General features: G+C 67.3%; 12 protein-coding genes. 10 read left to right on the top strand and 2 right to left on the bottom strand.

Annotation, left to right across the window (positions count from 1 at the left end; genetic code table 11):
• Positions 1-53: 53 nt before the first annotated feature.
• From ET475_RS11660 to ET475_RS11620, 9 genes are all read left to right on the top strand, one after another.
• A complete protein-coding gene (locus ET475_RS11660; RefSeq protein WP_129390275.1) occupies positions 54-446 on the top strand; it encodes a PTS sugar transporter subunit IIB in 393 nt (130 codons plus the stop codon).
• Entirely contained in the window at positions 443-718 is a 276-nt protein-coding gene (locus tag ET475_RS11655; protein ID WP_129390272.1) for an HPr family phosphocarrier protein, read from the top strand. Before ET475_RS11660 ends, ET475_RS11655 begins: the two co-directional genes overlap by 4 nt.
• 2 nt (positions 719-720) lie before the next feature.
• Positions 721-2403, top strand: a complete 1683-nt coding sequence (gene ptsP / locus ET475_RS11650; RefSeq protein WP_129390269.1) for a phosphoenolpyruvate--protein phosphotransferase — start codon at positions 721-723, stop codon at positions 2401-2403.
• A 32-nt stretch (positions 2404-2435) separates the two neighbouring features.
• Positions 2436-3989 carry a PTS mannitol transporter subunit IIBC gene (locus ET475_RS11645; protein WP_165310892.1) on the top strand — a complete coding sequence of 518 codons (1554 nt, stop codon included), beginning with the start codon at positions 2436-2438 and terminating at the stop codon, positions 3987-3989.
• Positions 3990-4072: 83 nt separating this feature from the next.
• On the top strand, positions 4073-4513 hold the full coding sequence (locus ET475_RS11640) for a PTS mannitol transporter subunit IIA (protein ID WP_129390266.1): 441 nt from the start codon (positions 4073-4075) through the stop codon (positions 4511-4513).
• Positions 4510-5658 (top strand): mannitol-1-phosphate 5-dehydrogenase, encoded by a 1149-nt coding sequence (locus ET475_RS11635; protein WP_129390263.1) that lies wholly within the window; start codon positions 4510-4512, stop codon positions 5656-5658. The genes ET475_RS11640 and ET475_RS11635 overlap by 4 nt, the downstream gene beginning before the upstream one ends.
• Before the next feature lie 427 nt (positions 5659-6085).
• The gene (locus ET475_RS11630; RefSeq protein WP_129390260.1) at positions 6086-7012 is read left to right on the top strand and encodes an endonuclease domain-containing protein; all 927 of its coding nucleotides are present in this window, start codon (positions 6086-6088) and stop codon (positions 7010-7012) included.
• Between the two features lie 214 nt (positions 7013-7226).
• Entirely contained in the window at positions 7227-8453 is a 1227-nt protein-coding gene (locus tag ET475_RS11625) for an IS110 family RNA-guided transposase (protein ID WP_129385398.1), read from the top strand.
• Between the two features lie 300 nt (positions 8454-8753).
• Positions 8754-9980, top strand: a complete 1227-nt coding sequence (locus ET475_RS11620) for an IS110 family RNA-guided transposase (RefSeq protein WP_129390257.1) — start codon at positions 8754-8756, stop codon at positions 9978-9980.
• A gap of 470 nt (positions 9981-10450) precedes the next feature.
• Here ET475_RS11620 and ET475_RS11615 read toward each other — a convergent pair whose 3' ends face one another.
• Positions 10451-11677: an IS110 family RNA-guided transposase gene (locus ET475_RS11615; RefSeq protein ID WP_129385398.1), complete on the bottom strand. Its 1227-nt coding sequence runs from the start codon at positions 11675-11677 to the stop codon at positions 10451-10453.
• Positions 11678-11995: 318 nt separating this feature from the next.
• Between ET475_RS11615 and ET475_RS11610 the strand changes: the two genes are divergently transcribed.
• Entirely contained in the window at positions 11996-12370 is a 375-nt protein-coding gene (locus ET475_RS11610; protein ID WP_129390254.1) for a DUF3054 domain-containing protein, read from the top strand.
• Here the strand turns inward: ET475_RS11610 and ET475_RS11605 are convergent.
• Positions 12349-13068 (bottom strand): DUF1361 domain-containing protein, encoded by a 720-nt coding sequence (locus ET475_RS11605; protein WP_242497608.1) that lies wholly within the window; start codon positions 13066-13068, stop codon positions 12349-12351. The two genes, ET475_RS11610 and ET475_RS11605, sit on opposite strands and share 22 nt — an antisense overlap.
• Positions 13069-13106 lie beyond the last annotated feature (38 nt).

Here is a 13106-nt window from a genome sequence, read left to right as displayed (position 1 = left end):
GTGGTTGTGGGTCGCGCGCATCCCCAGCACAATGGGCCGCAGGAGGATGACCGATGAGGATCACCGTCATGTGCGGGGCCGGGGCCTCGAGCACGTTCGTGGCTCAGCGCCTGCGCGGCGCGATAGCCGCCCGCGGTCTCACCGACACCGCGCACGCGGCCGGGCTCTCTTCCTACCCCGATTGCCTCGAGAGCACCGACGTGCTGCTGGTCGGACCGCACCTTGTCGACCGGCTTGACGACGTGCGACGGGATGCCGCAGCCCGCGGCATCGCCGTGGCGATGCTTCCCGACGACATCTTCGGCGACCGCGACGGCGAACGGGCCTTCGCGCTGGCTACCGCGAGCGGGTCGGCGTCGGCCGGCACGCGCCCGACCTTCGTGCCGGCGTCAGACGACGTCGCGCCCGACGACATCAGCACCGACGACGAGAGGAACATGTCATGACGCAGGTGACCAGGACCGTGAAGATCGGCTCCGCCCACGGCTTGCACGCACGCCCGGCCAAGCTGTTCGCGCAGGCGGCCAAGGAGGCCGGCATCCCGGTGACGATCGCCAAGGGCGACGCGAAGCCGGTGAATGCGGCCAGCATTCTCGGGGTCATCGCTCTGGGCATCGATCAGGGCGACGAAGTGACCCTGTCTGCCGACGGCGAGGGCGCCCAGGATGTCGTCGACACTCTCAGCGAACTGCTGCTGACCGACCACGACGCGGAGTGAGCATGGCTGTGTTGACCGGAGTGGGAGTCGGGCTGGGTGTGGCATCCGGCCCGGTCGCGCGCATGGCCGACCCGCTTCCCGCGCCGGCCGATGAGCCCAGCACACGCACTCCCGACGAGGAGAAGCAACGCGCGCACGAGGCACTCGAGGCCGTGGCGCGCGATCTTGAGCAGCGCGGAGAGCACGCCGGGGGAACGGCCCAAGAGGTGCTCGAAGCGCAGGCGATGATGGCCGAGGATCCGTCGCTCGCCGACGACATCGACGACCGCATCGCCGGGGGGAAGACGGCCGAGCGAGCCGTGCACGACGCCTTCGCGACATTCCAGGAGACGCTCGCCGCGATGGGGGGCTACCTCGGTGAGCGTGCTGCAGACCTGGGTGACGTGGCGCAGCGCGTGCTCGCTCGGCTGGCCGGAGTCAGCGCACCGGGGGTGCCCGATCCGGGGCATCCCTTCGTGCTCGTGGCCCGCGACCTCTCCCCCGCCGACACGGCGCTGCTCGACCTCGACCAGGTACTCGCGGTGGTCACCACCGAGGGCGGGCCCACCTCGCACACGGCGATCCTCGCCCGCGAGAAGTCGATCGTCGCCGTGGTCGGTGTCGCCGAGGCCGCATCGCTGGCCGAGGGGCAGACAGTGATAGTGGATGCCGCAGCCGGCGCCGTCACGGTCGATCCGACATCCGACCAAGTGGCCGAAGCGACGGCGCGCGCCGAGAAGCGGCGCACCGCGGCAGCGGCCCCGGCCACCCCCGGCGCGCTCAAGGACGGCACCGCCGTGCCGCTGCTGGCCAACCTCGGCAAGTCCGACGACGCCGCCGCCGCGCGGGATCTGGGAGCGGAGGGTGTCGGCCTCTTCCGCACCGAGTTCTTGTTCCTGAACTCGTCCGAAGCCCCCACCGTCGCCGATCAGCAGGCCACGTACGAGCAACTGCTGGCGGGGTTCGCCGGCTGCAAGGTGGTCGTGCGGGTGTTGGATGCCGGGGCCGACAAGCCGCTGGCGTTCCTCAATGACGACGTCGAAGAGAACCCCGCACTCGGGCTGCGCGGCATTCGTGTGCTGCGCGCGCGCGAGCAGATTCTGCGCGACCAGCTCACCGCTCTCGCCCAGGCCGACGCCGCCACCGCCGCGCGCGGCGAAGGCGCCGACCTGTGGGTCATGGCGCCGATGGTGGCCACCGTCGAAGAGACCGAGTACTTCACCTCGCTCGCCCGCGAACTGGGCATCAAGACCCCGGGCGTCATGGTCGAGGTGCCCGCCTGTGCACTGCTGGCCGACCGCATTCTCGCCGTGGCCGATTTCGCATCGATCGGCACCAACGACCTCACGCAGTACACGCTGGCCGCCGACCGGCTGCTCGGTTCCGTGGCGTCGCTGCAGGATCCGTGGCATCCGGCGGTGCTGCGGCTCGTGCAGGAGGTCGGTGCCGCCGGGCGCGCTGCCGGCAAGCCGGTGGGAATCTGCGGCGAAGCCGCCGCCGATCCCCTGTTGGCGGTCGTGCTCGTCGGGCTGGGTGCGACGAGCCTGTCGATGGCGCCGTCGGCTCTGGCCGATGTGCGCGCGTCGCTGGCCGAGCACACCCTCGACGACGCCCGCAGCATCGCCGAGGCGGCCCTGGCCGCCGACGGCGCCGCTTCTGCCCGCGCGGCCGCCCAGGCTGCGGCATCCCAGACCGCGGCGGCGTGAGCCGTCGCAACCCGAGAGAAAGAGACACTGACATGACAACGGCGTCCGTTCCCGCAGCAGCGGGCAAGGGAGGGGTCCGAGTCGGCGTTCAGCGATTCGGCACGTTCCTCTCCGGCATGATCATGCCGAACATCCCGGCGTTGATCGCCTGGGGCATCTTCACCGCGTTCTTCATAGACGTGGGGTGGACTCCGGTGGCGGCGCTGTCGACGATCGTGGGTCCGATGATCCACTACCTGCTGCCGATCCTGATCGCCTACACCGGCGGTCACATCGTCTACCAGGTGCGTGGTGGTGTCGTCGCCGCGATAGCGACCTTCGGCGTCATCGCCGGGTCGGATTACCTCATCGCGCAGTACAACCTGACCCAGCCCGCCGACAACCAGCTCGGCCAGATCCACATGTTCATCGGCGCGATGATCATGGCCCCCATCGCCGGCTACTCGATGAAGTGGCTCGACAAGCTGTGGGAGAACAAGATCAAGGCCGGCTTCGAGATGCTCGTGAACATGTTCTCGGCAGGCATCTGGGGCTTCGCGCTGGCCATCCTCGGGTTCTACCCGATCGCGTGGCTGGTCAACGGCCTGATGAACATCCTCAGCGCCGCGGTGAACTGGCTGGTCTCGGCGCACCTTCTGCCCTTGACGAGCATTCTCATCGAACCCGCGAAGGTGTTCTTCCTGAACAACGCCGTCAACCACGGCGTGCTCACTCCGCTGGGACTGGAGCAGGCCACCGGCCCGGCACACAAGTCGATCCTGTTCCTGCTCGAGGCCAACCCCGGCCCCGGTGTCGGACTGCTGCTGGCGTTCACGATCTTCGGGATCGGTGCGGCCAAGGCGTCGGCCCCCGGTGCTGCCGTCATCCAGTTCATCGGCGGCATCCACGAGGTCTACTTCCCCTTCGCACTGATGAAGCCGACGCTGATCATCGCGCTGATCCTGGGCGGTATGACCGGCGTCACCACGAACGTGATCTTCAACACCGGCCTTCGAGCGCCCGCCGCGCCAGGCAGCATCATCGCAGTGATAGCGCAGACATACCAGACCGACTATCTGGGCGTGATCTTGTCGGTGATCCTCTCGGCAGCCGTGACGTTCATCGTCGCGGCCATCATCCTGCGCGCCTCGCGCAAGAAGGACCTCGCCGCCGAGGCGGCCGGCAGCGACGCGTTCAGCAGCGCCATCAGCCAGACCGAGGCCAACAAGGGCAAGTCGTCCGAGGCCCTGGCGGGTCTGCGCGGCAGCGCGGCCGGTGCCGCCGCCGGAGCAACCGACGTCGCCGAGCGCACCGTCAACAGCATCGTGTTCGCGTGCGACGCGGGTATGGGCTCGTCAGCGATGGGCGCGAGTGTGCTGCGCAACAAGATCAAGAAGGCGGGCATCGACGGGGTCACCGTGGTCAACAAGGCCATCGCGAACCTCGACGGCTCGGCCGACCTGGTCATCACGCAGAACCAGCTCACCGAGCGCGCCAAGGCCCAGGCACCCGATGCCGTCCACGTCTCTGTGGACAACTTCATGAACTCGCCGAAGTACGACGAGGTCGTGGACCTGGTGCGCTCGCAGCACCAGGATGGGCAGTAACCGAAACCGCTGCGGGGCCGGGCGGGCGTAACGCCCCCGGTCCCGTGGCCTCGGCTTCATACGACGAAGGGAAGGCGACAGAGATGGCACACGAGGTTCTCACCGTGGGGCAGGTGCGCATCCACTCCGACGGCGCCACGCAAGAGCAGGCGATGAAGGAGGCCGCCGACATTCTCGAGGCCGCCGGCGCCGTCACCAGCACCTACTACGACGCTATGCAGCAGCGCGAGCAGACCGTGTCGACCTACATGGGCAACGAGCTGGCGATTCCGCACGGCACGAACGAGACGAAGGAGACGATCCTCGACTCGGCGCTCTCGGTCGTGCGCTACGACGGGGGTGTGGACTGGGGCGGCGAGCCGGTGACGTTCGTCATCGGCATCGCCGGCAAGGGCGACGAGCACCTCGAGATCCTCTCCCAGATCGCGCTGGTGTTCTCTGAAGAAGACGACGTGGCGCGTCTGAAGGCGGCCACGTCGCCCGAGGAGCTGTTCGCGATGCTGGCAAGTGTGAACGAGTCATGAAGGCCGTCCACTTCGGCGCCGGCAACATCGGGCGCGGCTTCGTCGGACTGCTGCTGCACGAGGGCGGGTATGAGCTGGTCTTCTCCGATGTCGCCGGCGCCCTGGTCGACGCGATAAACGCCGTCGACTCGTACACCGTGCACGCGGTGGGCGACGGCGGTGGCGACACGGTGGTGACCGGGTTCCGCGCGATAAACAGTGCGCACCACCCCGACGAGGTCGCCGACGAGGTGGCTGCCGCCGACGTCGTGACCACGGCGGTCGGGCCGACGATCCTGAAGTTCGTGGCGCCGCTGGTGCTCGCGGGGCTGCGGCGGCGGGATGCGGCATCCGCCCCTCTGCAGGTGATGGCGTGCGAGAACGCGATCGGCGCGACCGATGTGCTGCGCAATGAGATCATCGCCCTCGCCGGCGACGACTGGGCTGCGCTGGCCGGGCGGGCGGTGTTCGCCAATACCGCCGTGGACCGGATAGTTCCCGCCCAGCCCGAGGGTGCAGGGGTGGATGTCACGGTCGAGCCGTTCTACGAATGGGCGATCGAGCTTCCACCGTTCGGCGAGAACCCGCCGCACCTGCCCGGCGCGCACTTCGTGCCCGACCTCGCGCCCTACATCGAGCGCAAGCTGTTCACCGTCAACACCGGCCACGCGACAACAGCGTACTTCGGCGCTGCCGCCGGAATCGATCGGATCTCGGACGCCCTGGCCGACGAGGCGATCGAGACGCATGTCGCCGCCGCGCTCGAAGAGACCTCGGCCCTGCTGGCGGCCAAGCACGGCCTCGACCCGGCCGATCTTGCCGAGTACCGCACGACGATCCTGGGCCGCTTCCGAAACCCGGCACTGCCCGACACCGTGTGGCGGGTAGGACGTCAGCCGCTGCGCAAGCTGTCGCGGCACGAACGGTTCGTCGGGCCGGCGGCCGAGGCCGCCGAGCGAGGGCTGTCGGTCGGTGCGCTGGTCGATGCCATCGGCGCCGCGCTGGCCTTCGACGACCCCGAAGACCCGCAGTCGGTCGATCTGCAGCGCATGCTGCGCGAGCAGGATGCCGACGCCTTCACGGCCGAGGTCACCGGACTCGCGGCATCCCACCCCCTCTACGCGCGCGTGCGCGAGGTTGTCGCTGCGCGTCAGGCCGGGCTGTAGCGCGCCGAGCTCGGGTGCGTCGAGGCGGTGGGGCGCACTGGCGTTTCAAACTCAGCCCACCCATCGCGCCGGGGCGCCGTGCGGCACCGTGCCGTGCGTTCAAAACTCATCCCATCCATCGCACCGGGGCGCCGTCCGGCGCCGTGCCGTGCGTTCAACACTCATCCCATCCATCGCGCCGGGGCGCCGTGCGGCGCCGTGCCGTGCGTTCAAAACTCATCCCATCCATCGCACCGGGGCGCCGTGCGGCGCCCGATCGGGCCCGATCCGCGCGGATGGGATGAGTTCTGATCGCCTCGCCGAGCTGTCGCCGAGCCACGACGACCGTCGTCGCACCGTTTCCTCCCCAGCCGCGGCATCCCGCTGACTTGTCCACAGATTCGTCCCACGCGCCCCGCGCGGGGCCCGGGGTGAGTGTCATGGGGACATGGCAGCAGAAGAAGAAGAAGAAGAGAAGACGCCGCGCGAGCTGGCGGAGGAGATTCGTCCGATCACGTTCCTGAGCCGCGCGGCCCTCATCGATGAGGGCATCCGTGCGCGGCACATCGCCCACCTCGTGGCCAACGGCGAACTCATCCGACTGCGGAACGGGCGGTATGTGAAGACCGGAATGAGCGTCGATCTCGTGCGTGCCGGCCGGCTGGGGGCGCGGCTCGACTGCATCTCGCTGTTGAGAGCCATCGGCATCTTCGTCCACACCCACGATCGGCTGCACGTGCAGGTCGAACACGGTTCGACCCGGCTTCCCGCACCAGACGAAAGCGTCGTGCGGCACTGGCGACGCTCGTCGCGCGATCGAGGCCATCTGACAGCCGATGTGGTCGAGGCGCTCGCACAGTCGTTCCGGTGTCAATCACTGCGCGAAGCCATCGCCACCCTCGACAGCGCGTGGCATCACGGCGTCGTCGACGAAGAGAAGGTGAAGCGGGTGTTCGACCTGCTGCCGCGCCGCTACCGGCGGCTGCGCGCACTGCTCGACAGGCGCGCCGAGTCGGGACCCGAGTCGCTCATGCGCCTGATGCTGCGGGGTCTGGGCTGCCACGTTGACGTGCAAGTGGAGATCCGTGGGGTCGGGCGGGTGGACTTCGTCGTCGACGGATGGCTCATCGTCGAGTGCGACAGCAAGAAGTACCACGAGGGCTGGGACAACGAGAAGCGCGATCGCCGGCGGGACTTCGCCGCGGCCGCACAAGGATATGTGACCATCCGGCCCATCGCCGAGGACATTCTCTACAACCCCGAGAAAGTCCTCGCCATGCTCAAACAGGTACTCGCCCACCCGCCCTACCGTATCGATGTTCAGAACTCAGCTATGCGCGGCGGGGTGGGCCGTGGTGGATGGGAAATGTGGTGAGGTGGTCGCCTCTTGTGGTGCGGTCGCGAGGCGCGGATGCTGTTGGTAGCTGGTGGCTGATGCCGATTCAACTGTGGTGCGGAAAGTCCGTGACTCAGCTTGGTACGGGAAGCCGCCACGGGACCCGTGGATTGTCGCCTTAGAGCACGCGCGTCAGACTCCTGACCTTTCTGGCTCCCCGCCACCAGTAGTGAACAGGTGAGAGGAGATTGGGATGGATCTGTTGCATCCTCGAGCGGCGGGGATCGATATCTCAAAGAGGGATGCCAAGGTAGCCATTCGGGTGCAGTCCGAGGGTGGGAAGGTGTCCACGCAGGTCACGACGTGGGGCTCGATGACGGGTCAGGTCCTCGAACTCGCCGATTTCCTGCGCTCGCAGGGGGTGACCACGGTGGTGATGGAAGCGACCAGTGATTACTGGAAGCCGTTCTACTATCCGATGGAAGCGACCGGGCTGCCAGTGATGCTCGTCAACGCCCGGCAGGCCAGGAACATCCCGGGCCGGAAGTCGGACGTGTCTGATGCGGCATGGCTGGCGGATCTGGGTGCGCACGGGCTGTTGCGGGCCTCGTTCGTGCCCGCGCCGGATATCCGCCGGTTGCGGGACCTGACCCGGGCCCGTCAGATGCTCGTCCATGACCGCACCCGGGTCAAGCAGCGGTTGGAGAAGTCGCTGGAATCGTCCGGCACGAAACTGTCCGTCGTGGTGGCCGATTTGAATGGTGTCTCCGCGCGCCGGATGCTGGACGCGCTCGTGGCCGGGGAACGGGACCCCCGCTCGCTTGCCGCGCTCGCGCACCCGCGCATGAGAGCGACCCAGGACGAGTTGGCCGCCGCGCTTACCGGCAGGTTCACGGAACATGACGCGTTCATGGTCGGCCAGCACCTGACGCACTACGACTTGCTCACCGGTCAGATCGATGCGCTCACGGCGCGTATCGAGGAGGAGATCGCGCCCTTTCGTCTCGCCCGGGAGCTGTTGACCACGATCCCGGGAATCGCGGAACCGACCGCTGATGTGATCATCGCCGAGACCGGCGGGGACATGTCGATCTTCCCGACCGCGGCCCACCTCGCGTCCTGGGCGGGTGTATCGCCCGGGATGCACGAGTCCGCCGGGAAACGGAAATCGAGCACCACCCGGCCCGGGAACCGTTACCTCAAAGAAGCGCTCGGCAACGCAGCCAGCAGCAACGCGAAGAAGGGCTCCAACACGTACCTCGCCCGCCGTCAACGCCGCATCTCCGCACGCCGCGGGAAAATGCGAGCCCTCGTAGCCACCGAACACGCGATCCTTACCGCGGTATGGAACATGCTCTCCCGCGGCGAAGCATTCACCGATCTGACACCCCCGCCAGCGAATACCGAACGCCAGAAGAAATCGCACCTCCGAGCACTCGAACACCTCGGCTACAAAGTCACCCTCGCACCCGCCGCCTGACCCAACCAGGAGCAGCCCGCACGTTCCCCATTTACACGTCAGCTATGCGCGGCGGGGTGGGCCGTGGTGGATGGGAAATGTGGTGAGGTGGTCGCCTCTTGTGGTGCGGTCGCGGGGCGCGGATGCTGTTGGTAGCTGGTGGCTGATGCCGATTCAACTGTGGTGCGGAAAGTCCGTGACTCAGCTTGGTACGGGAAGCCGCCACGGGACCCGTGGATTGTCGCCTTAGAGCACGCGCGTCAGACTCCTGACCTTTCTGGCTCCCCGCCACCAGTAGTGAACAGGTGAGAGGAGATTGGGATGGATCTGTTGCATCCTCGAGCGGCGGGGATCGATATCTCAAAGAGGGATGCCAAGGTAGCCATTCGGGTGCAGTCCGAGGGTGGGAAGGTGTCCACGCAGGTCACGACGTGGGGCTCGATGACGGGTCAGGTCCTCGAACTCGCCGATTTCCTGCGCTCGCAGGGGGTGACCACGGTGGTGATGGAAGCGACCAGTGATTACTGGAAGCCGTTCTACTATCCGATGGAAGCGACCGGGCTGCCAGTGATGCTCGTCAACGCCCGGCAGGCCAGGAACATCCCGGGCCGGAAGTCGGACGTGTCTGATGCGGCATGGCTGGCGGATCTGGGTGCGCACGGGCTGTTGCGGGCCTCGTTCGTGCCCGCGCCGGATATCCGCCGGTTGCGGGACCTGACCCGGGCCCGTCAGATGCTCGTCCATGACCGCACCCGGGTCAAGCAGCGGTTGGAGAAGTCGCTGGAATCGTCCGGCACGAAACTGTCCGTCGTGGTGGCCGATTTGAATGGTGTCTCCGCGCGCCGGATGCTGGACGCGCTCGTGGCCGGGGAACGGGACCCCCGCTCGCTTGCCGCGCTCGCGCACCCGCGCATGAGAGCGACCCAGGACGAGTTGGCCGCCGCGCTTACCGGCAGGTTCACGGAACATGACGCGTTCATGGTCGGCCAGCACCTGACGCACTACGACTTGCTCACCGGTCAGATCGATGCGCTCACGGCGCGTATCGAGGAGGAGATCGCGCCCTTTCGTCTCGCCCGGGAGCTGTTGACCACGATCCCGGGAATCGCGGAACCGACCGCTGATGTGATCATCGCCGAGACCGGCGGGGACATGTCGATCTTCCCGACCGCGGCCCACCTCGCGTCCTGGGCGGGTGTATCGCCCGGGATGCACGAGTCCGCCGGGAAACGGAAATCGAGCACCACCCGGCCCGGGAACCGTTACCTCAAAGAAGCGCTCGGCAACGCAGCCAGCAGCAACGCGAAGAAGGGCTCCAACACGTACCTCGCCCGCCGTCAACGCCGCATCTCCGCGCGCCGCGGGAAAATGCGAGCCCTCGTAGCCACCGAACACGCGATCCTTAACGCGGTATGGAACATGCTCTCCCGCGGCGAAGCATTCACCGATCTGACACCCCCGCCAGCGAATACCGAACGCCAGAAGAAATCGCACCTCCGAGCACTCGAACACCTCGGCTACAAAGTCACCCTCGCACCCGCCGCCTGACCCAACCAGGAGCAGCCCGCACGTTCCCCATTTACACGTCAGCTCATCGGGCGCGCCGCGGGGTCAGAACGGCCGCATCGGCGCGGCCGCGCGCGCTTTCGGCTGAGTCCTGAACGCGCGGACCGCGATGGAGCGGAGGGCCGCCGGGGACATCGGGCGGGGCTGCGGGCGCCGGGAGCCAGACGCCCGGATGCCCCGCCGGGGCGGCCGGCGGCGAGGGCACCGGCACCGAGCCGCTTTGATCCGCGATCAGAACTCAGCCCAAACCGCCGCCAGCCCACCCAAAACACGCCCCAACTGTGAGTCGCGGCCGAAATGAGCTGACGTGTAAATGGGGAACGTGCGGGCTGCTCCTGGTTGGGTCAGGCGGCGGGTGCGAGGGTGACTTTGTAGCCGAGGTGTTCGAGTGCTCGGAGGTGCGATTTCTTCTGACGTGTAAATGGGGAACGTGCGGGCTGCTCCTGGTTGGGTCAGGCGGCGGGTGCGAGGGTGACTTTGTAGCCGAGGTGTTCGAGTGCTCGGAGGTGCGATTTCTTCTGGCGTTCGGTATTCGCTGGCGGGGGTGTCAGATCGGTGAATGCTTCGCCGCGGGAGAGCATGTTCCATACCGCGGTAAGGATCGCGTGTTCGGTGGCTACGAGGGCTCGCATTTTCCCGCGGCGCGCGGAGATGCGGCGTTGACGGCGAGCGAGGTACGTGTTGGAGCCCTTCTTCGCGTTGCTGCTGGCTGCGTTGCCGAGCGCTTCTTTGAGGTAACGGTTCCCGGGCCGGGTGGTGCTCGATTTCCGTTTCCCGGCGGACTCGTGCATCCCGGGCGATACACCCGCCCAGGACGCGAGGTGGGCCGCGGTCGGGAAGATCGACATGTCCCCGCCGGTCTCGGCGATGATCACATCAGCGGTCGGTTCCGCGATTCCCGGGATCGTGGTCAACAGCTCCCGGGCGAGACGAAAGGGCGCGATCTCCTCCTCGATACGCGCCGTGAGCGCATCGATCTGACCGGTGAGCAAGTCGTAGTGCGTCAGGTGCTGGCCGACCATGAACGCGTCATGTTCCGTGAACCTGCCGGTAAGCGCGGCGGCCAACTCGTCCTGGGTCGCTCTCATGCGCGGGTGCGCGAGCGCGGCAAGCGAGCGGGGGTCCCGTTCCCCGGCCACGAGCGCGTCCAGCATCCGGCGCGCGGAGACACCATTCAAATCGGCCACCACGACGGACAGTTTCGTGCCGGACGATTCCAGCGACTTCTCCAACCGCTGCTTGACCCGGGTGCGGTCATGGACGAGCATCTGACGGGCCCGGGTCAGGTCCCGCAACCGGCGGATATCCGGCGCGGGCACGAACGAGGCCCGCAACAGCCCGTGCGCACCCAGATCCGCCAGCCATGCCGCATCAGACACGTCCGACTTCCGGCCCGGGATGTTCCTGGCCTGCCGGGCGTTGACGAGCATCACTGGCAGCCCGGTCGCTTCCATCGGATAGTAGAACGGCTTCCAGTAATCACTGGTCGCTTCCATCACCACCGTGGTCACCCCCTGCGAGCGCAGGAAATCGGCGAGTTCGAGGACCTGACCCGTCATCGAGCCCCACGTCGTGACCTGCGTGGACACCTTCCCACCCTCGGACTGCACCCGAATGGCTACCTTGGCATCCCTCTTTGAGATATCGATCCCCGCCGCTCGAGGATGCAACAGATCCATCCCAATCTCCTCTCACCTGTTCACTACTGGTGGCGGGGAGCCAGAAAGGTCAGGAGTCTGACGCGCGTGCTCTAAGGCGACAATCCACGGGTCCCGTGGCGGCTTCCCGTACCAAGCTGAGTCACGGACTTTCCGCACCACAGTTGAATCGGCATCAGCCACCAGCTACCAACAGCATCCGCGCCTCGCGACCGCACCACAAGAGGCGACCACCTCACCACATTTCCCATCCACCACGGCCCACCCCGCCGCGCATAGCTGAGTTCTGAACGCGCGAGCGCCTGGGAGAATGGACGGATGCCGAAAAGAGGGGTTCTCATGACACGCGCCGTCTGGTCGTTCGTGGCCGACATTGTCATCGTGCTGGTCTTCGCGATCATCGGCCGCGCCAGTCACGGCGAGCACCTCGATCTGGGCGGCATCGCCACGACCGCCTGGCCCTTCTTGGCAGCGCTGCTGGTCGGCTGGGCCGCCCTGTTCGCCTGGCGAGCGCCGACGCGCCCGGTGCGCACGGGCTTGCCGCTGTGGGCGGTGACGCTGGCGGGCGGGATGCTGCTGCGCGTGGCCAGCGCGCAGGGCACGGCGCTGCCGTTCATCCTCGTCGCCGGGGTGTTCTTGCTCCTGACCCTCGTAGGGTGGCGCGTGGTCGCCGCGCTCCTCGCGCGCCGCGCTCACCCCACCCGCAGCGCCTGATACGCGAGCAGGTAGATCGGCACGTAGACGAGCGCTATCAGCACCGCGTGCGTGAGCACGAAGCCGAATGCCTCGAGCGCCTTGCCTCGCTGGGCGAAGTGCGTGCGCAGCTTGCGCAGCATCCCGAACGGATGCCGCACGTCCCAACTGTTGAACCGCAGGTACCGTCCCAGATAGACGCCGATGGCACCCAGCACTATCACCACGCCGGCGAACACCCAGCTCGCCAGCGGAATGCCCTCGGACGCGTCGAACACCACGATCGTGAACATCGACTCGACCACACCCATGCTCAGCACCGCATTGGCGATGCCCGACAGCGTCAGCGTGAGCGTCTGCACGATGTCGAACCAGAGCGGCACCGGGTCGTCGTCGCGCCGATGACTGAAGTTGAGCTCCGTGATGAGATAGATGGCGTTCGGAAAGAACAGCACCCACGCCAGAGTGCCGACCACCAGGAACACCCAGAGCAGGATGCCCAGTCCCGACGGCGGGTCGGCCCCTGCACCGACCGCACCGATCGCGAGCAGGCCGACCACCCCGAGCACGGCGACCACGACGGGCACGAACGACAGCACGATGTTCAGCAGCATCGGCCGGTACATCGGCACCCGGTACACGAGTGCGCGCAGCGCGATCAGCACCGCGGCGTAGACGTTGAGGAGCACGACGGCTGCAAACGCCGCGATGATGATCACTTGTCCACGATAGTGAGCGGATGCCGCGCAGCATCCAT

The sequence above is a fragment of the Microbacterium protaetiae genome, assembly GCF_004135285.1.
GTDB lineage: Bacteria > Actinomycetota > Actinomycetes > Actinomycetales > Microbacteriaceae > Microbacterium > Microbacterium protaetiae.
Note: the sequence above shows the minus strand (reverse complement) of the source record. Positions and strands in the feature narration are given on the sequence as shown.